Origin of the sequence: Microvirga sp. RSM25 (assembly GCF_044784385.1) — a bacterium.
In the GTDB taxonomy this organism is placed as follows: Bacteria; Pseudomonadota; Alphaproteobacteria; order Rhizobiales; family Beijerinckiaceae; genus Microvirga; species Microvirga tunisiensis.
On sequence record NZ_CP173039.1, the window covers coordinates 2,001,268 to 2,022,951 of the forward strand.

Genomic DNA, 21,684 nt, shown 5'->3' on the forward strand with positions numbered 1-21,684 from the left:
TCCGAGTCAGCGGACTTCGGCGGCCGTCCCGCCGATGGCCTGCTCGAGCAGCTCCATAGCACGAGCCCCATCGGCAATCGTCGGAGCGTCCGTCGGCCCGCGAATACCGCGTACGAACTCGCCCAGCAAGGCGTGATAGCCCTTGTGATCCTCGTTTGCCGCTGCGGTCAGGTTCGGCTCCCAGACCAAGGTGTCGACACCATCCGCCAGCGTCGCATTGCGGTCGGAGACTTTGAAGGGCGGAGCGCGGTAGTAGCGGACCTCATGGACATTCCTGACCTCGACGCGGCGATGATCACCCATGACCTGCCACCATTCCATGGGCGTGCCGCGGGACTGATGCGTGCCCACCACGAGCGTTCCGATGGAACCACCGACGAAGCAGAAATCGACGTGGAGGAGAAGCTTGCCCGGTGCAAGCTCGTGCCGTCGGGCCGCCACCGTTTCGACATCGCCCATCAGGTAGGGAACGAGATCGAAATAATGGACGCAGTGATGCAGGTAGAAGCCGCTATAGTCCGGATCCTTGGCGAAGTAGGTCGGCGCCGTCATGTACTGTCCGAGGAAGCTTGCCCGTTCGCCGAAATCGGGTGCCAGGAGGATGTTGGACGCAATCCGGTTTGCCGTCGAATAGCGCTTCATGAAGCCCATGACCACCGGTGCGCCCTGGCGCTTCGATGCCTCGGCAAGCTGACGAGCCTGAAGCGCCGTCGGAGCCGGCGGCTTTTCCATGAAGACGGGAAGGCGCCGCTCGATGGCGGCCATTCCAATTTCGAAATGTCCCTGCGGGCCTATCGCCAGTCCGAGGGCGTCGATGTCATTCCGGTTTAGGACGTCACGCCAGTCACGGGTTGTCCGCTCCGGAGGGACGCCGAAACGCGCAGCCGTCCGGGCGAGCCGATCGGCATCCGTGTCACAGAGAACGGCCAACGTCACATCATGCCGCATGAGCTGCGGCAGAAGCATCTCGTTGGCGTGAGTCCCGCACCCGATCCAAGCCACTCTTACCAATGTCATTGGATCCTCCCAGCGAAAGCGAGGGCAGTCTTGAGGTAGGCAATGCTCGCCGCCAGTTCTGGATCCTCGTCGCGCGCAGGAGCCCTCCACTGAGCCAGGGTGACACCCGCATGCTCATCGTCGCGCCGAAACGGCTCCAGAACGATAGGGCCCTCATAGGAGATATCGTGAAGCGCCCGGGCAATGCCGGGCCAATCGATATGGCCCGACCCGACGAAACCACGGTTGTTCTCGTTGGCCTGAAAATGGACAAGGCGCGCGCCGGTCTTGCGGATCGCGCTGGAAAGGTCGAACTCCTCCATATTCATGTGAAAGGTGTCGAGCATGACGCCGAGCCCCGGTGATCCGACGCGGTCGACGATCTCGATCGCGTGGCCGGCCGTGTTGGCGATGTCGGTCTCGAACCGGTTCAGTGCTTCAAGGCCGAGGACGACGCCTGAATCCACGGCTCTCGCGGCCGCTGTTTTCAGGCCGGAGACCACGGCGTCGATCCGGCGTCGGCGCTCATCGGGGCCAACCGGCGACGGTGCGCGACCTGCGAAGACGAGAGGCGCACCGTAGAGCGGACCGCCGACGATGCGAGCTCCAAGTTCGGATGCGATGTCGACGCAAGTCTCCAAATAGGCGATGCCCGCCTGGTGAGCCTCGGGGCTTGCGCTTGCCAGATCTCGCTTCAGATTCACCCGGGCCGCAAGAACGATGGCGAGACCCGCATCCTCCGCTGCGCGCCGGGTCTCCACTAGGTCCAACTCGCCCGGCTCGGGGACGAGCAGTTCCACCACGTCGGCGCCTGCGGCCTTCATGCGGGCAAATGTCGCGAAGTGCTCGCGCGTGAAGGGCCGCGCATAGAACATGGAGATGACCCCAATCGGGTTTTTGCTTGTCATGATTTCACCGCACCGGCTGTGAGACCGCTCACGAGCCTTCGTTGCACAAGGAGGAAGAGAATGGTGACGGGGAGCGCAATGAGAGTTCCACCTGCGGTCAGCAGGCCCCACTGGATGGTGAACTCGCCGATAAACAGCTGCAGCGCGACCGTGACGGTGCGAACGGCCTGCCCCGACAGCATCATGGCAAACAGGTACTCGTTCCACGAGGTGATGAAGATATAGATGCCCGCGGTGACCACGCCCGGCATGACGAGGGGCAGAACGATCAGGCGGATCGCCTGCTGGCGTGTTGCCCCGTCGATCATCGCCGCTTCGTCGAGGTCACGCGGGATCGCGTTGAAATAGCTCGTCAGCATCCATATCGCGAAGGGTATTGCGAAGGTCGAATGGCCGAGAATCACACCCAGAAACGTGTCGAGCAGACCGAGGTTCTTCATCAGGATGAAGAGCGGGATGATCAGGAGGACGATCGGAAACATGTTGATGACAAGGAAACCCGTCATCAACGCGCGCCGTGCCCGAAACCGGAAGCGCGAGAACGCATAGGCAGCCGGGATGGACACACCAAGCCCGAGGGCGGCCGCGCCGGTCGCGATGATGAAGCTGTTGAGGAGATTTCCCGCGAAAGTGGTTCGGCTGATGAGTTCACGGTAATGGTCGAGGGTGGCATTCTCCGGCAGATAGCGGATCGGCCAGAGCGAGAGCTCCGCCTGGGGTTTGATGGAGGTCAGGACCATCCAGGCATAAGGCGCGAGAGCAAAAGCCAGGATGGCGAGCACCGGAAGCTCGACCTCCAGGAACCGTCGCACGGCGGATCGGCGGTCCTTCATCGGTCGAGATCCCGTGAGGCGCGCCGGACATAGAGCCAGACGACAGTAAGCAGGAGAAGCGTGAGGATCAGCGCGAGCGCGGCGGCGTAGCCGAACTCCATGCTGCTGTAGGCCCGCACGAAGGCGTAGAGCGGGAGGGTATGCGTGGCATAGCCCGGACCACCGCCCGTCATGACGAGAATGACGTCGAGGGAGTTCGCCACCCAGATGGTCCGCAGCAGCAGCGCAGTCGCGATCACGTCGGCGATGCTCGGAAGCGTGATGTGCCGCAGCATCTGGCTCCGATTGGCGCCATCGATCTCGGCGGCTTCGTAGAGCTCCGACGGAATGGTCTGCAGCCCTGCCAATATCGTGATGGCGAAGAACGGGAAGCCCTGCCAGACGAGGGACGCCATGATGGCCGCGAGCGCGAGGTCGGGACGCGCAAGCCACGCGACCGGTGCGTCTATGATCCCGATGCGAACGAGAATATCGTTCAGGACGCCGACATTGAAGTCGTACATCCACGTCCACATCAGTCCGATGATGACGCTGGGCAGAGCCCAGGGCACGACGACCAGGGCCCGCGCGGCGCCACGCCACCAGAAACTCTGGTTGAGCAGGAGGGCGGTGACGAGGCCCAGGAGAAACTGCAATCCGACCACTCCGACGATCCAGACGGCCGAGTGCCAGAGAGAGATCCAGAAGACCTCGTCCCGCAGGATGGCGCTGAAATTCCGCAGGCCGACGAAGGTGGCGGCATCGGGTTCGTAGAGCAGGTAGTCGTGCAGGCTGAGCCAGATCGTCTGGGCGGCCGGCACGACGACAACCGCGGCGGTGATTGCCAGCGCAGGTGCCAGAAACCATGCCGGAGTCCACCGGGAAAATCGATGATTGGCTGCGGTGATCAAGATGGACTTCCGGATTGGGGCGGTGGCACGCCACCGCCCGGTTGCGACTGCATCTGCCGATCCCGATGACCTTCAGCCGTTGAAGTGCTGTTCGATGGCCTTCATCATGTCGTCGGGCGATATTTCCCCATTCAAGGCTCTCTGCATGTTGGTGGGCCAGACGCGGGCAATGAAATCCGGTGTCTTGGGATGGTCCGGAAGTGACCGGGCAATCGGCAGCGAGGCGGAGCTCGCATCCACGAAACGCTTGGGATGGCCTGTCCATTGCGCGGCACCGGAGGTGGTGATGGGCAATTGTCCCGTGAGCTTGTTCAGCTCGACATTGTTCTCGGCCGTCGACAGGAAGGAAATCCAGCGGAAGGCCGCCTCCTTGGCCTTGCTGGCGGCGAAGACCGCATTGGATTCATCACCGAAATAGGTCCAGCCTTGTCCATCCGCAGCGCGAGGAACCGGAATGGCGGACACCTTGTCACCGAGCGCTCCAACGATCTCGTTGGCGGATCCAACATGGTGCATGATCATCGCCGTCCGGCCCGCCTTGAAAGCGTCGACGATCTGACGGAAGCTGTCGGTGGGGGCGGAAGCCGGCGTCACCTTCGCGTCCCGCGCCAAGCCGACATACCACCGGTTGGCCGCGAGCGCCTTCTCGCTGATCATGCCGCCTTTCTCGAAACTCGCTCCGCCACCGAGGACAAACGGGCCCCAGTTGTCGAAGCCACCGGCTCCGCCGCGCATGCCGAACCCGGCCATATCGCCCTTCGTCAGTGTCCTGGCGGCGGCGAGAAACTCATCGAAGGTCTTCGGCGGCTGGAGACCGGCTTGCTGGAAGAGATCCTGGCGGTAGTAGAGGTAGATCACGACATATTGCAGGGGCAGGTAATATTGCTTACCGTCTGCGCCTTTATTGATCTTCCAGACATTGTCCGAGATGTCGCTTCGCCCAGCCCATCCGCCAATCATCGCATCAAGAGGCTCAAGGGCCTTCATGGCCGCGAAGCGCGCGGCCCAGGACAGGCGCACCATGGCGGCGTCAGGCCCGTTGCCTGCCACGAGAGCGGCGAACAGGCGGGTCTGGTAGTCGTTGCCGCCTCCCCACGGAATTGCCTCGGCCTGGATCTTGATACCGGGGTTCTCCTGCTCGAATTTCGCCACCAGGGCTGCGGGCGAGTTCTGCGGATTATCGAAATGGTACCACCAGCGCACAGTGGTTGGCGTCTGTGCTATGGCCGGTCGTGCGAGCGGTGCCGCCAACGCGGCGGCGGCGGAAAGCTTCAGGAAATCTCGGCGCTCCATGTTTGTGTTCCTCCCAGATTTTTTTTGAATTGCGAGACGATGAAGTCAGCTCCCGCCTCGATCATTGCTCGGGCGGCATCGAGCTCCCGGGTCATGCGCAGACAGCCGTGGACCACACCGGGAACGTGATCGCAGCGGAAGGAAACTCCGAAGGCGGCAAGCTTTTCGGCAAGGTGAAGGGTATCGTCGCGGAGCGGATCGAGGCCAGCCGCCGACAGGTAGAGCGGCGGCAATCCGCTCATGTCATATCTCACCGGCGCAGCGAGAGAGGTGGTGCCCTCGCCTTCTCGGCCCAGGAAGTTGCTCCAGTACCAGCGCATGTTCACGCTGGTGAGCAGATAGGCCCCGCCCCCGAATTCCGCATGGCTCGCCGTCGTGAAATCCGGCGCGTAGCAGCCATAGAAGAGAGCGGCGCATGCCAGCTGAGGCAGCCTCCGGTCGCGGCGTGCCAGCAGCGCTGCGAGAGCCAGGTTGGCCCCTGCGGAATCGCCCGCGATCGCCATATCATGCGCGGAAACCGGGATGCCGAGACCTCCGGTCTCGACGAACGCGATGGCCGTCAGAACGTCGTCGAGAGGCGCCGGAAAGGGATGCTCCGGAGCGAGGCGGTAATCGATGCCGAGCACGGGACGCTGCGCGGCCTCAGCGAGATTTCGCATCGTGCCATCATGGGTGTCGATGGATCCGAAGGTCCAGCCGCCGCCATGGATGTAGAGGATCGGCGAGACGACGGCCCCCTCAACCGGAAGGTAGAGGCGCGCTCTCATCTCATGCGGACCCGCATCGACGGTCAGGTCCCGCACCGCCATCTCAGGCGCGCCGTGACTCCATGGGACGGTGGCAGCGTCCGACTGCCGGCGCGCCTCCGCGATGGGCATCGTCTTGAAGTCGATCTGCGGACCCGACCGGATCCGGTCCAGAATGGCCTGCATCTGCGGTTCCACGAACGGGGTCATGCATCCTCCTTCGTGACGATCGTATCGATATGCGCACCAATGGCATGAGCCAGCCCCTCCCCGTCGCCTGCTTCAAGGCGTTCAAGGAGCACATTGTGCCTTCGTGCCGTCTCAAGAAGCGGTCTTCTATGGCTTGGCGCCCAGAGCTTCGATCGATGGGTGTGAAGGGTGCAGCGGGTGAGGATCTGTTCGAGCGCCTCAAGACCGGAGAGTTTGAACATGGTCAGGTGGAAGGCCATGTCGAATTCGATCAATGTGAAGGCGTCGTCCTGATCGGCCGTTTCCTCCATCCGAACGATGAGGCGGCGAAGGTCCGCAAGCACCTCGTCCGTGACGTTCCGGGTCGATTTCAGCGCCCCACGCACCTCAATGCGGCGTCGGATCGCGAGGGTTTCCTCGGCCTCCTCTTGGTCGAGGCGCGTCACCGTGGTGCCCCGGTGGCCGGCCCTCGTCACAAGGCCGTCTTCTTGGAGCCGAAGGAGAGCCTCCCGGATTGTTCCCTGACTGCAGCCGATCTCGCGAGCCAAACCGAGTTCGGTCAGACTAGCGCCCGGCTTAAGTTCGTTCATCATGATGCGCCGCTTGACGGTCTCATAGACAAGCTCGCGCGGACGCTTAATCGGAACAATGTTCATAATGCACCCGATCATTTATCGATATCGATAATGAGCTTTGCTGTGATGGTCAACTGCTCCCGGCGGGGGACCAGCGCTTGGGCATTATTAGGAGGATTTTAGTGACGAGAGGACAAATTTGGCACTGAAAGGGAAAGTCAGCCAGAAGGCCCGCCTCTGTATGGTTGTCGCAGTTCACGGATTAGGGAATCAGACGGACAGGTTCTTGGCGGGTTCAGGTCCCAACCCGATGCTGGAAACCCTTGGACGTGAACATCGTCAGGGTTTTTGATTGTCCTTGCCGAGCAAAATCTCGCGCCAGACCGACAACGAGCGCGGAATTCTGCAAGCAGGACGCCTGCCCTTTCGTGCCATGGAAGCTGGGCTTTCCCTGACCACGAGCGGCGTCAGAGAATATCGCCCATTGTGCTTCAATTCCGTTCCTCACGAGATTTATCGCCGTGGAAGTGCGCCTCAAAATACCCACCTGAGACGATAGCATTTTCCCACATGCGAACGGTGGACGGCGTATAATTGGTCGCAATTGATCTCCGACAATAGGCCCGGACCGTTTGAGGCACCCGAGGGGGCAGCGCGGAGGAAGGCATGGCGACCTTCTATGGGAACGATTGGCCCAATCTGATCGACGGAACCTCCCGTCGCGATGTGATCTACGGATTCGGCAGCGACGACGATCTCTACGGCTTTGGCGGCAATGACGATGTCTATGGCGCCTGGGGCTATGACATCGTCGTCGGTGGGAACGGCAACGATTATCTGAACGGCGGGGATGGTCCCGACGATATGTACGGCGGGTCGGGTAACGACAGTCTCGTCGGCAGTTACGGCTTCGATTTTCTTTTTGGCGAAAGCGGAAACGACCGCCTCTCCGGCGGGGCGAATTACGACAACCTGTACGGAGGTTCGGGACAGGATTCGCTTTCCGGAGGTTCTAGTGACGACCTTCTCAACGGTGGTTCCGGGCGAGACCGTCTCACCGGAGGAACGGGCGGTGACGCTTTCGAATTCACCCGGAACTCGTCCGGGATCACCAGCACGAGCGCCGACACGATCACCGATTGGAGCGCGGCCACCGATTGGATCGGAATGCGAATCGCAGGGACCTCGGTCAATTACCGCGAGGCCAGCACAGGTGCGACCTCCATTGCGGATGCGGCATCCCAGGCGGAGTCAATCTTCACCAGCGCAAGCATCGCACATGTGTTCCTGTACAACGCTCAGACGGATACAGGCTACCTGCTCTCCGATCTCAACAACGACAACCGGTTCGAAACCGGCGTCATCCTGACAGGTGCCGGCAGTGCCGCGGACATGAACTACCGCTATATCATCAACATCTGATCGTGAGACGCTCGGCGCGTTCGGATCGAGCGTAGATGCACGAAGATGAATCAACGAGCAAAACTGGTAGGGAACACCACCCTATTAGCAGTCGCGCCCGGTCTTTAACGAACCACGATATATCGGTCCTTGCCTCCCTGATCCTTAGACCGAACGTGGAGAGTGCCGCAGATCGATGCGGCAACGAGGTCCCGGTTCGACTTCAAAACGCGGGACGGTCCCACCTTGCCCTAAGGACCGCAAAAGCAACGCCAGAGTCGGCGTTCCCAGGCCATCGGCAAAAAACGATCCTTCGCAACCGGCGCTCTTCAGTAATTGCAGACCTGTTCGCGGCGGATGAAGACACGTCCATAAGGACCAATGACGCGGCGGCGAACCCAATAGCAATCCTCGCCATATGCTACCGTGGTCGGGTAATTTCCATAATACGGGTAATTGTAGCCGTAGCCATAAAACGGGTAGCTGAAGGCGCCAAGCGCCAATCCCGCGGCCAAGGCTCCGCCATAGTAAGGATACCCTCGATAATACGGGTAGCCCCGGCCATAATAGCCACGGTAATAGGGCCTGTAATTGCCGGCGACGCGACCGTAATACGGAGCGCGGACACCATATCCAGGACGCCCGAGCGCGGCCATTCGGAAATCACTCCGGCCAGGTCGGGCTGCAATGGCTCTGCCGGAGAACCCGCCGCCCATTCCGACCCGCGCCCCGCCCATGCCTCCACGAGGAATGAACATCCTTTGACCGCCGCCGAAGCCGCCTCCTCGGAAAGCACCGCCGCTGCCGAACCCGCCGCCGATGCGGGCGCCCCCTCCGCCGCCGCGCCCGCCGAACCGCTGCGCCTCAGCATCGCCTGGAATGAGAAGAGCGCTCACTGCCAGAGCACCAAGAGCCAGGAGAGTTCTGTTCATCGCCATCCTCACATCTGCTAACGCGTGCGGCCCATGCCGGAAGCAAGGACCACGACGATGGCCTATTGTACTCGTCCTCCGGCGAGGTTGCTTGATCATTTGGGACAACCGCCTGGCGTTCCTGACGAAAAGGCCGGCGATTGCGTTCCACGATCCGAGCCAGCCTTCCCGAACGAGCAGCCTGGCTGTCGTGCAGGACATTCTCCCTCCGCAATCCCCTTGTCGATTGCTTGGAAATTGCGCTGACAAGATCGAACCGGCAGACGGATCTGCCGCTCGGTTTAGCCGCCCTTCACGGCACCGGCCGTGAGGCCCGCCACGATCTGCCGCTGCGCGATGATGGTGAGAATGAGGACTGGCAAGGTCACGATCAGTGCCGCCGCAGCCAAGGGCCCCCAGCTCAACTGTTCGAATGACAGCATGTTGTAGACCGCGACGGGCAGGGTACGGGTTTCCCGGCCTGCCAGCACGACGCCGAAGACGAAGTTGTTCCAGGAGAAGATCACTGCGAGGATGAATGCGACCGTGATGCCAGGCTTCGCGATGGGCAGGGCGACATAGCGAAAAACGTGCCAGCGGTTGGCACCATCGATGACCGCCGCCTCCTCGAGTTCGAGCGGAGTTGTCTCGAAATAGCCGATCATGATCCAGATGACGATCGGCACCGTAATCACGAGATGAGCGATGATCTGCGGCACGAGCGTACCCATGAGCCCCAGCCACTGGAAGAGCAGGAAAAGCGGGATCAGGTACGACAGGCCGGGGGTCATGCGGGCGATGAGCACGACCACCGCGGCCTTGGTGGCCCGCATGCGGGCAATGCCATAGCCGGCAGGCACGCCGATCAGGAGGGCGAGTCCGGTCGCGGCGCCGGTCACGATCAGGCTGTTGAGAAAGAAAAGGCCGAAGCGATTGGATTCGAACACGCCCGTATAGTTCTTCCAGGCGAAACGTTCGGGGATCAGGATCGGCGGGTAAGCGGCGTTATCGACTTCGAATTTCAGCGAGAGCGAAATCATCCAAAGGAAGAATAGGATGGCCGGCGAGACCAGCACGAGACCGACGAACAGAAGACCGAGCGAATTGGCGACTTTTCGGAGGTTCATGCTCACCCCTGAATGTCGATCCACTTCGTGCGCTGACGAAGATGGAGCATGAGAAGGGACAGGGCGATGACGATGGCGAAGAACACGACTGCAATCGCTGATCCGTAGCCGACGTCGTAATAGGCGAAGGCAACACTGTAGAGATAGAGATTGATGGTTTCCGATGCCGTGCCTGGTCCGCCCTGGGTAATGGCATAGATGATGTCGAAGCTCTTCAAGGCATCGATGGTTCTGATAATCACGGCGACCATGAGGAACGGCGCGATCATCGGCAGCGTGATGTAGCGGAAGCGCTGCAGGACGTTTGCTCCGTCAATGGCGGCGCTTTCATAGGGCTCTATCGGGATGGCTGCGAGACCACCCAGGACGATCAGCATGACGAGCGGCGTCCACTGCCAGGTCTCGACCAGAACCAGCGACGGGATCACCGTGGAGGGATTGAAGACCCAGGCCTGCGGACCGATGCCGATCAGGGACAAAAGGTAGTTCAGCACCCCCAGTTGCGGATGAAACATCATCGTCCACACCAATGCGACAGCCACGGGCGTGGCCATCATCGGCATGACGAACACGCCGCGCAGGACGCCCCGGAACGGCAGACGGGAGTTGAAGATGAGAGCCGCGAAGGTACCGAAGATCAGCGGCAGAACGACGGCCAGGAATGTGTAGACGAGCGTATGGCCGACGGAGGTCAGGAAGCGCTCGTCCGACACGAGACGCATGTAGTTCGACAGGCCGGTGAAGCGCCGGGCTCCACCGACCGTCCATTCTTGCAGGCTCATCCACACCGTGAAGGCCCACGGGAACACGATCACCGATCCCACCACAGCCACGGCGGGAACGACGAACGGCCAGTAGGAGCTTTTTGGGCGAGCGCCCGTTGTGGGCGCTGGCTCCGTCAGCGGGGTGACTTGGCGTTCAGCGATGGTGGCCATGGACATGCTCCACCATGCCGATCTTCTCCCATCCGGCTCGCATCAAGCCTTCTCGCTGCGCTCGAGGATAGGCTTGAATTGCTCCGTCGCCTTTTTCATCTCGGCGGCCGGATCCCCTCCTCCCAGAAGATTCGTCAGCCCGATGCCGATGACATCGCGGAACTCGGTCACCGGTTGGATGACAGGAAGGCCGAGCTTGCTGATCTTGCCCGACTCCACCACTGCGTCGATCCAGGCCGGCGGCATCTTCACGCCCTTGCGCGTCTCAGGGTCGTTGAGGATCGACTGGCGGAACGGAACGCCACCACCCGCCTGCAGCAGGCGCGCGCCCATCAGCTTTGAGACGGCCCATTGGCAATAGAGATAGGCTGCTTCCTTGTTCTTGCTGGCAGCCGTGACGCCGATGCCATCGCCGAACGTCGCCGAAGCTTGCGCCTTCGGTCCACGCGGCATGACACCATAGCCGACCTTGCCGACGACTCGCGATCTCTCCGGATCCTCCAGCGGAGGTGCAAAGCCGACGCCATCGAGCCACATGCCGACCTTGCCCTGTAGGAAAGCCGATTGGCATTCCGACCAATTGAAGCCGGCGACGCCCTGCGGTGCGGACTTGGTGAGAAGACGCTGATAGAGCTTCGCAGCCTCGATCGCCTCCGGCGAGTCGGTCATAAGATTGCCGCTGGCATCGACGGGATCGATCCCCTGGCCGAGCAGGAAACTCGTCCAGACAGGAACATTGGCATTCTTCAAACCGCGGGCGACGAAGCCGTAGGTCCCCTCCTTCGAATCCGTCAGCGCCTCCGCGACCTTCACCATCTCGTCGAAGGTTTGCGGATAGGCGAGCCCCTTTTTCGCGAAGAGTTCCTTGTTCCAGTACACCAGCCAGTAATCGACGGAGAACGGCAGCGACAGCATCTGGCCCTGCGGATTCTTCGCATAGAGCAAGCCCGCCTGAGAGAAATCGCTTTCGGTGAGGCTCGGATCCGTCAGTTCCGGATTCTTCATGAAGCCGCTGATGTCGGCCAGCCAATTGGCCTTCTCGAACTGGCGCTTCTGCACGTGATAGCTGATATGAACCACGTCGAAGCTCGGGCTTCCCGAGTTGAGTTCGATCACGGCTTTCTGCCGCTGCTGCTGCTCCGGCGTCTGCTCGGATGAAACCTGAATTCCCGTTAGGTCGGTGAATTCCTTCTCGTATTTCTGCAGAACCTCGCCGCGCGGGCTCTTGATGAGGTTCACCCCGATCTTCGTGCCGGCGTACTTCTTCCAGTTCACATCCGCGAAGGCGGGCATCACGCCGCCGAAACCGTATGCGGCAGCAGCCGCCGTGCTTGCAAGAAATGTACGACGCGTAACCGATCCGACCATTGCCCGTTTCCTCCGTGATTTGATGTAACGGTCCTTCCGGACTCTTTTCGGTGCTTGCAACCGATTAAGCACCATGTAACATGTTAGTGTCAACACAACACTTGCTCGGCCAGGAGCCGAAGCTGTTATTGGAGGCTCTCTTGTCGCTCAGCTTTGGCATCAGTCCGGCCCTCGTCACCCCCTTTCTCGACGGAAAGGTGGATGTTCACCGCTTGGCGGCCCATGCCAAAGATTGCCTTGCCCGCGGCTGCCGGACGGCGACACTGTTCGGGACGACTGGCGAGGGCCCCTCCGTCGGAGCCGCCGAGCGTGAACGCGTCGCGAACGAGATCGTAGGCCTCGGCATCCCGGCGGAAAAATTGGTGGAAGGCGTGATCGCCTGTTCGCCGGAGGAGGCTGCCTATAGCACACGCCAGGCTTTGCGCCGCGGTGCCCATGCGGTCCTGCTGGCGCCGCCCTTCTACTTCCGCCCCGCCCCGGACGACGCTGTGCTCGCCTGGTATTCGGCCGTGTTCGAGGCCGTCGGCAGCGACCTTCGAGATGTCATCCTCTATCATATTCCCGGGATGACCGGCGTGCCCCTCTCGCACTCCGTCATTTCGCGCCTGAAGGACCGCTACCCCGGCGCCATCAGAGGCGTCAAAGACAGCGCGGGCGACGCCGAGGCGACATTCGCCCTGATCAAGGCCTTTCCCGAGCTCGACATCCTTGTCGGCGATGAAACCTATCTCGGCCGGGCCTGCGCCGCGGGTGCCGCAGGATCCATCTGCGGAGTGGCCAACATCCTGCCCGAAGCCGTGATCGCCTTGGCGGAGAACGGACGAGACGATCCTCGCATCGTCGAACTGGTTCAGGAGATCGTCCGGCGCCCCGTCATCCCCATGGTGAAGGCGCTCGTCGCTCATGTGCGCAGAGATCCGGTTTGGGCGGCCGCAAGGCCTCCTCTTCCGACACTGGACGAACAGACCACGGCGCGAGCCGTATCACTGCTCGAGCCGTTCGGAAAAGTGACCAAGGCCGTCGCATGAGCATGGCTCGCCCAGCGCCCCGCTCGGAACTCAAGCTGCGTGAGCGGGCCTATGACGTCTTCACGGACCAGTTGTTGCGAAGCGAGATCAAGCCTGGCCAATTCGTGACCCAGCGGGAATTGGTCACCCTTACAGGACAATCCCTCGGCGCAATCCGCGAGCTGATTCCCCGGCTGGAAGCGGAAGGGTTAATCGTTACGGTTCCGCAGCGCGGATTGCAGATCCTGCCGCTCGACATCACGTTGATCCGCAACGCATTCCAGTTTCGACTGATACTCGAGCGCGAGGCGATCGCATCCTTCAGTCAGACAGCCAGCGACGCTGCAATCGGACGGATCGAAGCTGCCCATCAATCGATTGTCGCTGCTGCACAAAACGGACTGACGGAAAAACTCGTCGCCGAGGCTCAGCAGGTGGACCGCGAGTTCCACGAGACGATCATCGATGACCTGAACAACGATATCATCTCGAAGGCCTACCGGGTGAATTGGATCAAGGTGCGTCTCATTCGTCAGAACGAGACGAGCCTCGACGAAGTTCTCGTGGTCCCTGTTATGCGCGAGCACCTTGCCATCATCGCGGCCATGAAGCGGCGGGATATCTCGGCCGCCGTGGAAGCCTCAATTGCCCACATCATGAACGCGCGGGCGCGGGCACTCAGGCTTGAGTAACGGCCTTAGCCCTCCCAATGTGCCGCGAGACGTTTCAGTCTCACTTGGGCCAGCAATTGACAGTTTCGGATGAAGATGATGAACCAGAAGCCGGTGATCTGCCTCGGGTGCGCATTCTGGGACACCATCTTCAAGGTCGACCAAATCCCCGGCCATGGCGCCAAGGTGCTGCCGGAAAGGGCCGTCCAAGCGGCTTCCGGGATGGCGACGGCCGCTGCGGCCACCATCGCCCGACTTGGCGGCCACGTTGAGCTCTGGGCACGCATAGGCGACGACCCCACCGGCGACAGCTTCCTGCGCGACCTGTCTCGTGAAGCCGTATGCATCAACCGGATTCGCAGGATCCCAGGCGCCCGTACCGCCTTCTCGACCATTCTCGTCGACAGTGCCGGCGAAAGGCTGGTGGTGCCGTACACCGACCCGTCACTCGATCCCGATCCAAGCTGGCTCCCGCTTCACGAAGTGGCCGAAGCCGCTGCCGTTCTGGTCGACATGCGTTGGCTCGAAGGCGCAAAGGCGTTGCTGGCCCAAGCGCGCCGTCATGGCGTTCCATCGATTCTTGACGCGGATGTCGCGCCTCCCGAAGCGCTCCGCGAGATGATCGGCCTTGCAGACCACGTTCTCTTTTCCGAGCCCGCTTTGCTTTCGCTTGCCACGAGCACCTCACCTAGAGAGGCGCTGATAGAAGTCGCAACCGATCTTGGAGCAGGCGTTGTCGGAGTGACGCTTGGATCGGCGGGAGCATTGATATGGCAGCGCCAAGCCGTGGAGGGCTCTATATCCGCGTTCCCATCAATTCCCATTCGCGCCGTCGACACCTTGAACGCCGGAGATGTCTGGCACGGCACCTATGCCTATGGTATCGCCAACAACTGGGATCTGTCGCAGACCGTTCAGATGGCCAACGTTGCGGCCGCCATCAAGTGCGAGCATTTCGGGGGACGCCTCGGCTCTCCTCGGCTCTCGGAAGTGTTTGGACGAAGCCGCGCTGCGACTTAAGATTTGATCGAAGATCCTAAGGCGTTCCGGCGTTCCAGTTCCACGAGCAGTCCACTGTGATCGAGATCGCCTGCATAGTCGATAAGGCCTCGGAAGAGATCTGCCGTCAGCGCGGTATAGGGCAGAGCATCCAGATCGATGCGCTCCGCAGCATCCAACGCGTTGTCGAGGTCCTTGAGATGCGTGACCGAGCGGCCTTTCGTGGCGAAATCGCGCTCGACCATGCGTTGGCCATGAAGTTCGAGAATGCGGCTTTCGGCAAATCCTCCACGGAGAGCTTCTCGGACTTTGGCCGGATCGGCGCCTCCCCGCTGCGCCAGCAACAGCGCCTCGGCAACTGCACCGATGGTGACGCCGACGATGATCTGGTTGGCAAGTTTCGCCAGTTGTCCTGCCCCATGCGGACCCACGTGAACGGGCCGGCCCATGATCGCCAGGAGCGACTCGACACGATCAAACATATCGGACTCGCCGCCGGCCATGATCGCGAGAGTGCCCTGCTCTGCCCCAAGCGTTCCGCCGGAAACGGGTGCATCGATGTGATGGACGCCGCGCTCCGCGAGGCGCTTCGCGTGCTCCTGTGCTTCGGCCGGCTTTATGGAACTCATGTCGACCAGGACAGCACCCGGCCGGAGGGCTCCCGCCGCGCCTTGCGAGAACAGTACATCGGTGACGATTCTGCCGTTCTCCAGCATGAGGATGACGACATCTGCGTCAGCCACGGCTTCAGCGGCCGTATCCACGACACGGGCGCCAAAAGCGGAAAGCGCTTCAGCCTTCTCGCGCGAGCGGTTCCAGACCGTCATTGAATGGCCCGCATCGAGCAGTCGTTTCGCTTGGCGCGATCCCATGAGACCGATACCGAGGAACGCCACATTGACTGAAGTGGTTGCCGCCATTGGTTACTCCATCAATGGGACCCGCCCGATCTCGAGCGGGCCTTTTGAACATGAGGCTTAGGCGACCGCCGATGAGGTTTTGGGCTTCACCAGGCGGCCGAGCACGGTGCTCAGAAGCGGACCGAGGGCGAGCGCGAGTCCGATCAGCATGAGCGTTGCGACAAGGCCGTTCGACCAGAAGATCGAGAGCGATCCTCGAGACATGATCATGGACTGCCGGAAAGCGTCCTCCGCCTTGTCTCCGAGCACCATCGCCAGAACGAGCGGCGCGATCGGATAATCCAGCTTCTTGAACAGATATCCCACCACGCCGAAGGCCAAGGCCAGCCAGAGATCGAACGGACGACCCGCGACCGTGTAGGCACCGATGAAGCATACGACCACGATGACGGGACCGATGATCGCGAAAGGAATGCGCAGGATCGAGGCGAAAAGCGGAATGGTTGCGAGCACCATGAGCACGGCGACGATGTTGCCGAGATACATGCTGGCGATCAGACCCCAGACAAAGTCCGGCCGTTCTATAAACAGCATCGGACCCGGATTGAGGCCCCAGATCATCAGGCCACCCATCATGACGGCTGCAGTCGCGGAACCGGGAACACCGAGGGCGAGCATCGGCAGGATGGCGCTGCTTCCGGCAGCGTGATCTGCCGTTTCCGGAGCAACAACGCCCTCCGGCTCGCCCTGTCCGAAACCTTCCTTGCGGCGGGAGAGGCGCTTGGCCAGACCATAGCTCATGAAGGAGGCTGCCGTCGGCCCACCGGGAGTAATGCCCATCCAGCATCCGATGGCAGCGCTGCGCAGGAGCGTCACCCAGTAGCGCGGCAGGGTCGCGATCGTCTTGAAGACATCGCGCACCTTGACGCGGGCCCGTATACCATCGAAGCGCAGCCCCTCCTCCATGGTGAGCATGAGCTCGCCGATGCCGAACAGGCCGATCACCGCAATGAGGAAGCTGATGCCGGACAGGAGTTCATTGAACCCGTAGGTGAGGCGCAAGCCTCCCGAAACCGTGTCCATGCCGACCGCTGCAAAAGCAAATCCGAGGCCCATGGAGACGACGGTCTTGAACGGAGATGCGGCGCCAAGCCCGATGAAGCTGGCAAAGGCCAGAAAATAGACGGCGAAATATTCCGGCGAACTGAAGCGAAGAGCAAACTTGGCAACCCAGGTCGACAGCACGGTGATCAGGATCACGCCCACCAAAGCGCCGAAGCCGGCCGACAGGAATGCCAGAGTCAGCGCCTGCGTCGCCTGTCCCTGCCTGGCCATAGGATACCCGTCGAACGTTGTCGCGACGGATGATGGCTCGCCTGGGATGTTGAAGAGGATCGAGGTCGTCGATCCGCCGAAGAGCGCTCCCCAATACATGCTAGTGAGCAGAATGATCGCCGCAACCGGATCCATGGTGAAGGTCAGCGGGAGCAGCAGCGAAACGCCATTGGGCGCTCCGAGGCCCGGCAGAACACCAACGAGAATGCCCAGCAGAACGCCGACCATCATCAACATGACGTGGTAGGTTGTCAGCGCGACGCCAAAACCATGAAGGAGTGATGCGAAATTTTCCACGACCTGTCTCCGTCAGGATAGGAGTCTAATAAAGGCCCAGGGCAGCTTCGAGCGGACCCTTCAGGAGAGGAACCTGGAAGGCGACTTCGAGCACGAAATAGAAGATTACGGCGGCGGCAATGCCAGAAGCTGCGGATATGACGAGCCGGTACTTGCCCTGCACGCACATGACGAAAGCGAGATAGAGAGCCGTCGCCACATAGAGACCGAGGAGACGCGCCACTACCACGAAGGCGAGCATCGGCAAGAAGAACGATGCCACACGCTTGGCCTCTTCCTTATGAAGAAAGACCGACTGCAAGCCGCCTCGGCCGACCGTCGCCTGGATCAGGGTGCCAACGCTGGCGGCAACAACCAAGAGGCCGATGTAAAATGGAAATGCCCCGGGCTCCGGCCCTGCATCTCCCCAGCCGATCCCGAATTCCAGAGCACCAACCACGGCAGCGAGCCCCAGTCCCGCCGTCAAAGTCGCAGTTCCGATCTCAGCCGTATAACGAGAAATCATGGCGTCCGTCCCGGTCCGATGAATGCCGCATAGAATAAGGGCTGGCGGAGTCATCCCCCGCCAGCCGCGAGATCGTCGCAGTTAGCGAACGACCCAACCTTCCTGTTCGAAGACCTTGCGGTTCTTGGCATCATCTGATGCGATGAAGGTCTTCAGATCCTGGCCTGCCAGGAAACGGTCGGTCTGGGACGTACGCTCGATATATTCCTTCCACTCGGGCGTCTCGCTCACCTTCTTGAGGACATCGGCGTAGAACGCGACCGACTCGGCCGGAACGCCGCCCGGCAGCCATACGGTGCGCGGCATCTGGAACTGATCGATCGGGATCCCTGCTTCCTTGCAGGTCGGGATATCCGACCAGCCCATGCTGGCCGTCACCTTGGCGCCGCTCTGCAGGCGCGTCGGGCTGAACACGCAGAGTGGGGTGATCGCTCCGGCCTTCCACTGACCTGCGTTCTCATTCGGGTTGTTGGTGTTCGAGTCGATGTGACCGCCGGCAAGCTGCACACCGGCTGCACCACCGCCCTGGAAGGGAACGTAAATGAACTTGGAGCCCGTCGCGTCCTGGATCAGGCTCGTCAATGTCTGATCCGTATCCTTGGACTGGCTGCCGCCCATCTTGAAGGTGTCGGGTTTCGCCTTGACCGCTTCGATATAGCTCTTGGCGTCCTTGTAGGGAGCGTCCGCCTTCACCCACAGCAGGAACTCGTCGAGAGCCATGGCCGCCACAGGGGTCAGCTCATCGGGCTTGTAGGCGAGCTTCGCCACATAAGGCAGGAGATAGGCGTTGTTCGTGCCGAAGGTGAGCTTGTGGCTGTCGCCCGTCGCAATCTTCGTATAGATGAAGCCTTCCGCACCGCTGCCGCCGCCCTTGTTGGTGACGACGATCGACTGTTCCATCAGCTTGTGCTTGGCGATGATCGACTGCACGACGCGGGCGAAGTTGTCCGTGCCGCCGCCGGGGGCCGATGTGACAACGAACTCGACCGGCTTCGTCGGCTTCCAATCCGCCTGAGCTGCGCCGCCGAATGTCACCGCGATGGCGGTGGCGACCAACCATGAAGTCTTTTTAAGCATGTTCTTCCTCCCTGTGATGTTTCCAACCGATGGCGTCGGTTCTCGGAACTGGCTGTTTAGGAATTGACGGCTGACAATCTGGGCTGCTCGGCTTCAGATCGTCGGGCCCGCACCTCGGCGCCCATGCGGATGGCGAGCGAGAGCGCCTCGCGGCTGGCACCGAGATTGGCAATGCCGCGACCGGCGATCTCATACGCCGTGCCGTGGGCAGGCGTGCAGATCGGGAATTCGAAGCCGCCGATCAGCGTGACGCCGCGATCGAAGCCCATCAGCTTCATCGCGATCTGGCCCTGATCGTGGTACATGGTGAGAACGGCATCGAAATCGCCATTCTTGGCGCGCAGGAAGACGGTATCGGACGGGAACGGCCCTTCGACCGTGAAGCCCTGGGCCTGCCCCTGACGGACGGCCGGTTCGATGACGTCGATTTCCTCGCTGCCGAAATTGCCGCCGTCGCCTGCATGTGGGTTAAGGCCAGCAACCGCAATGCGCGGCGGATTGAAGCCTGCGCCGCGCATGCACTGGTCAGCCAGCGTGAGAGACCGCAGGATCGATTTCTCGGAGATGGCGGACGCTACCTGCGACAGCGGGATATGCGATGTGACGCGGGCATTCCAGGTCTTGCCCAGAACGTTGAACTCGCTCGCGGCCACCGACGTCTTGAGAACGTCGCGCACGAACCGGATCTCGTCGTCATAGCCTTCGTAGGCGAGACGCATGGCCTTTTTATTGAAGGGCGTGAAGAACACCGCATCCGCGCGGCCCGACTGGGCCAGCAGCAGCGCGCGCCGGAAATTCTCGGTCGCGAATACGCCACCTTCAAGCGTCGCCGTAGCGGGCACGACTTGGCTGGGATCAAGATTCTTCAGATCGACGAAAACGGGACGGGTCGAGCGATCCGGGATCGCCTGCTCCGACACCACAACGTCGATGTCGACCTCAACACCCGCAACCTTGGCGCCCTGCTCCAAAATCCGAAGGTCGCCGAAGATCACCAAATCCGCGCCGGAGCGGAATTCGTCGGACGCAACGAGCTTGGCAGCAAGCTCCGGGCTGATGCCCGCCGGATCGCCCATGGCGAACGCGACGGTCGGCTTTGCTGACGGGATCGATGACGTTTGAGCGTTCACGGCAACCTCTTCTCGGGATGACGCAAGGACATTAACAGCCAAAAATTTCGTACACAAGTATGCTGCATACAGAATTTTGTTTGCGAGGATTCAGGAAAAAGTTGTAAAGAGGGGTCGACGCCGTCAGGATTTGTGGAAAGACGGCAAGGAATGGAATGAGCCATGGCGTCTGAGGCAGCTGCCCTGCTGATCGAAGAGTTCGATTCGCGCGGCCCAATCGTCCGCCCCACCCTTCACGATGCCATCGTGGCGCGAGTGCGCGACATGATCATCGAGGGTGAGCTGGTCCCGGGGACGCGGCTTCATGAAGGCAATCTCGGCAAAATGCTGGGCGTTTCCCGGACTCCCCTCCGGGAAGCCCTCAAGTTTCTGGTCAGTGAGGGATTGCTGGAACTGTCACCCGGCAGAGGCGCTGTTGTGCGTCAGTTCACCGCAAAGGACGTCCATGACAGCTTGATTGTGATTGGCAATCTCGAGGGTCTCGCCGGACGCCTCGCCTGCGAGCACGCGACGGATGCCGAAATCCGGGAGGTCCGGCAACTGCATGACCGCATGATGGACATGTATGAGAAGCGTGACCGCCTGCCCTATTTCAAGCTGAACCAGAGCATTCACTCGGCCATTCTCCGTCTCTCCAAGAACGACGCCTTGGTCTCGGTTCACAGCGTGCTGCAGGCCCGGCTGAAGCGCATTCGATATATCGGCAACGAGGGGCCGGAGAAATGGGCCGGTGCCGTGGCCGATCATGAAGAAATGATCGATGCTCTGGAAGCGCGGGACGCCAATCGCCTGTCGAAGGTCCTGACGGTTCATATGGAAAAAACCTGGGAGCGCGTCAGGAACGCGATCTGAAAGCTGCTGCCACTCAGCTACCAGTTCCAACGCCAAAAGTTTCAAGGGCCCCGACATGAGCCATGAGAGTCAGCTTCGCGAGACGATGTGCCTTTTCGGGCGCTCTCTGTTCGAACGCGGTCTGACAGCCGGATCGTCCGGCAATATTTCGGTCCGCTTGAGCGATGGGGGCTGGCTGACGACACCGACGAACAGCTCCCTGGGGTTTCTCGACCCGGCCCGCATGAGCAAGCTCGACGGCGACGGCCGCCTTCTCTCGGGCGATGCACCGACGAAGGAGCTGCCTCTCCACGCAGCTCTTTACGCAACCCGCAAGGATGCAGGCGCGATCGTCCATCTGCACTCCACCCATTCCGTCGCGGTTTCGATGCTGCCCGACGTCGACCCGGCCAATGCACTGCCGCCCATGACGGCCTATTACGTCATGCGTGTCGGCCGGACGGCCCTCGTTCCTTACTATCGGCCGGGAGATGCAGCCGTCGCGGATGCGATCCGGGGTCTCGCGGGGCGCTACAGTGCCGTACTTCTTGCCAATCACGGCCCTGTGGTGGCTGGCAAGGATCTGGAAGCTGCTGTCTATGCCACTGAGGAACTGGAGGAGACCGCGAAGCTGCGCCTTCTCCTCCACGGTCTCAACCCACGCCTGCTGACCCGTGCGCAGGTTCGGGATCTGGTGACTCATTTCAAGCTGGACGAGGCGATTGCCGACGAATCTCCCGACAGCTCTCAGGAATGCTGTTCCGACCCTCATCACCATTCCCACAAGTGCGGATGAACCG

22 protein-coding genes are annotated in these 21,684 nt (G+C 61.3%); 6 read left to right on the top strand and 16 right to left on the bottom strand.

The genetic code is table 11. The features are described 5' to 3' along the window. Positions 1-6 precede the first annotated feature (6 nt). The 7 genes from ACD578_RS09450 to ACD578_RS09480 form a co-directional block, all read right to left on the bottom strand. A complete protein-coding gene (locus ACD578_RS09450) occupies positions 7-1,017 on the bottom strand; it encodes a Gfo/Idh/MocA family protein (RefSeq protein WP_404292524.1) in 1,011 nt (336 codons plus the stop codon). Next, a complete protein-coding gene (locus ACD578_RS09455; protein ID WP_404292526.1) occupies positions 1,014-1,904 on the bottom strand; it encodes a sugar phosphate isomerase/epimerase family protein in 891 nt (296 codons plus the stop codon). The genes ACD578_RS09450 and ACD578_RS09455 overlap by 4 nt, the downstream gene beginning before the upstream one ends. Further along, positions 1,901-2,737 (bottom strand): carbohydrate ABC transporter permease, encoded by an 837-nt coding sequence (locus ACD578_RS09460; protein WP_404292527.1) that lies wholly within the window; start codon positions 2,735-2,737, stop codon positions 1,901-1,903. The genes ACD578_RS09455 and ACD578_RS09460 overlap by 4 nt, the downstream gene beginning before the upstream one ends. Then, on the bottom strand, positions 2,734-3,627 hold the full coding sequence (locus ACD578_RS09465; protein ID WP_404292529.1) for a carbohydrate ABC transporter permease: 894 nt from the start codon (positions 3,625-3,627) through the stop codon (positions 2,734-2,736). The genes ACD578_RS09460 and ACD578_RS09465 overlap by 4 nt, the downstream gene beginning before the upstream one ends. Positions 3,628-3,699: 72 nt before the next feature. After that, on the bottom strand, positions 3,700-4,920 hold the full coding sequence (locus ACD578_RS09470) for an ABC transporter substrate-binding protein (protein ID WP_404292531.1): 1,221 nt from the start codon (positions 4,918-4,920) through the stop codon (positions 3,700-3,702). Next, positions 4,899-5,876: an alpha/beta hydrolase gene (locus ACD578_RS09475; protein WP_404292533.1), complete on the bottom strand. Its 978-nt coding sequence runs from the start codon at positions 5,874-5,876 to the stop codon at positions 4,899-4,901. The genes ACD578_RS09470 and ACD578_RS09475 overlap by 22 nt, the downstream gene beginning before the upstream one ends. Beyond that, positions 5,873-6,511 (bottom strand): GntR family transcriptional regulator, encoded by a 639-nt coding sequence (locus ACD578_RS09480; protein WP_404292535.1) that lies wholly within the window; start codon positions 6,509-6,511, stop codon positions 5,873-5,875. Before ACD578_RS09480 ends, ACD578_RS09475 begins: the two co-directional genes overlap by 4 nt. Positions 6,512-7,096: 585 nt before the next feature. Here ACD578_RS09480 and ACD578_RS09485 point away from each other — a divergent pair. Next, complete coding sequence (locus ACD578_RS09485) at positions 7,097-7,852, top strand: calcium-binding protein (protein ID WP_404292537.1); 756 nt, start codon at positions 7,097-7,099, stop codon at positions 7,850-7,852. Positions 7,853-8,160: 308 nt separating this feature from the next. On the opposite strand, the gene ACD578_RS09490 is transcribed toward ACD578_RS09485, so the two are convergent. From ACD578_RS09490 to ACD578_RS09505, 4 genes are all read right to left on the bottom strand, one after another. Then, on the bottom strand, positions 8,161-8,763 hold the full coding sequence (locus ACD578_RS09490) for a hypothetical protein (RefSeq protein ID WP_404292539.1): 603 nt from the start codon (positions 8,761-8,763) through the stop codon (positions 8,161-8,163). Positions 8,764-9,044: 281 nt separating this feature from the next. Continuing rightward, positions 9,045-9,869 carry a carbohydrate ABC transporter permease gene (locus ACD578_RS09495; protein ID WP_404292541.1) on the bottom strand — a complete coding sequence of 275 codons (825 nt, stop codon included), beginning with the start codon at positions 9,867-9,869 and terminating at the stop codon, positions 9,045-9,047. A gap of 2 nt (positions 9,870-9,871) precedes the next feature. Continuing rightward, positions 9,872-10,804: a carbohydrate ABC transporter permease gene (locus tag ACD578_RS09500; RefSeq protein ID WP_404292543.1), complete on the bottom strand. Its 933-nt coding sequence runs from the start codon at positions 10,802-10,804 to the stop codon at positions 9,872-9,874. Between the two features lie 42 nt (positions 10,805-10,846). Next, complete coding sequence (locus tag ACD578_RS09505; RefSeq protein ID WP_404292545.1) at positions 10,847-12,172, bottom strand: ABC transporter substrate-binding protein; 1,326 nt, start codon at positions 12,170-12,172, stop codon at positions 10,847-10,849. A 140-nt stretch (positions 12,173-12,312) separates the two neighbouring features. Between ACD578_RS09505 and ACD578_RS09510 the strand changes: the two genes are divergently transcribed. From ACD578_RS09510 to ACD578_RS09520, 3 genes are all read left to right on the top strand, one after another. Further along, complete coding sequence (locus ACD578_RS09510) at positions 12,313-13,200, top strand: dihydrodipicolinate synthase family protein (RefSeq protein WP_404292547.1); 888 nt, start codon at positions 12,313-12,315, stop codon at positions 13,198-13,200. Continuing rightward, positions 13,197-13,871, top strand: coding sequence for a GntR family transcriptional regulator (locus ACD578_RS09515; RefSeq protein WP_404292549.1), 675 nt, complete (start codon positions 13,197-13,199; stop codon positions 13,869-13,871). Before ACD578_RS09510 ends, ACD578_RS09515 begins: the two co-directional genes overlap by 4 nt. A 69-nt stretch (positions 13,872-13,940) precedes the next feature. Next, positions 13,941-14,870: a PfkB family carbohydrate kinase gene (locus tag ACD578_RS09520; RefSeq protein WP_404292551.1), complete on the top strand. Its 930-nt coding sequence runs from the start codon at positions 13,941-13,943 to the stop codon at positions 14,868-14,870. On the opposite strand, the gene ACD578_RS09525 is transcribed toward ACD578_RS09520, so the two are convergent. The 5 genes from ACD578_RS09525 to ACD578_RS09545 form a co-directional block, all read right to left on the bottom strand. Next, positions 14,867-15,769: an NAD(P)-dependent oxidoreductase gene (locus tag ACD578_RS09525; RefSeq protein WP_404292553.1), complete on the bottom strand. Its 903-nt coding sequence runs from the start codon at positions 15,767-15,769 to the stop codon at positions 14,867-14,869. The genes ACD578_RS09520 and ACD578_RS09525 overlap by 4 nt on opposite strands. 57 nt (positions 15,770-15,826) lie before the next feature. Then, on the bottom strand, positions 15,827-17,341 hold the full coding sequence (locus ACD578_RS09530) for a tripartite tricarboxylate transporter permease (RefSeq protein ID WP_404292555.1): 1,515 nt from the start codon (positions 17,339-17,341) through the stop codon (positions 15,827-15,829). Between the two features lie 25 nt (positions 17,342-17,366). Then, positions 17,367-17,846 carry a tripartite tricarboxylate transporter TctB family protein gene (locus ACD578_RS09535; protein ID WP_404292557.1) on the bottom strand — a complete coding sequence of 160 codons (480 nt, stop codon included), beginning with the start codon at positions 17,844-17,846 and terminating at the stop codon, positions 17,367-17,369. An 81-nt stretch (positions 17,847-17,927) separates the two neighbouring features. Then, entirely contained in the window at positions 17,928-18,923 is a 996-nt protein-coding gene (locus ACD578_RS09540; protein WP_404292559.1) for a Bug family tripartite tricarboxylate transporter substrate binding protein, read from the bottom strand. A gap of 56 nt (positions 18,924-18,979) precedes the next feature. Next, positions 18,980-19,999, bottom strand: coding sequence for a 4-hydroxythreonine-4-phosphate dehydrogenase PdxA (locus ACD578_RS09545; RefSeq protein ID WP_404293769.1), 1,020 nt, complete (start codon positions 19,997-19,999; stop codon positions 18,980-18,982). A gap of 216 nt (positions 20,000-20,215) precedes the next feature. Between ACD578_RS09545 and ACD578_RS09550 the strand changes: the two genes are divergently transcribed. Together ACD578_RS09550 and otnC are read left to right on the top strand one after the other, a co-directional pair. Further along, entirely contained in the window at positions 20,216-20,905 is a 690-nt protein-coding gene (locus ACD578_RS09550) for a GntR family transcriptional regulator (protein WP_404292561.1), read from the top strand. 55 nt (positions 20,906-20,960) lie between these two features. After that, positions 20,961-21,680, top strand: a complete 720-nt coding sequence (gene otnC, locus ACD578_RS09555) for a 3-oxo-tetronate 4-phosphate decarboxylase (protein ID WP_404292563.1) — start codon at positions 20,961-20,963, stop codon at positions 21,678-21,680. The last annotated feature ends 4 nt before the right edge of the window (positions 21,681-21,684 follow it).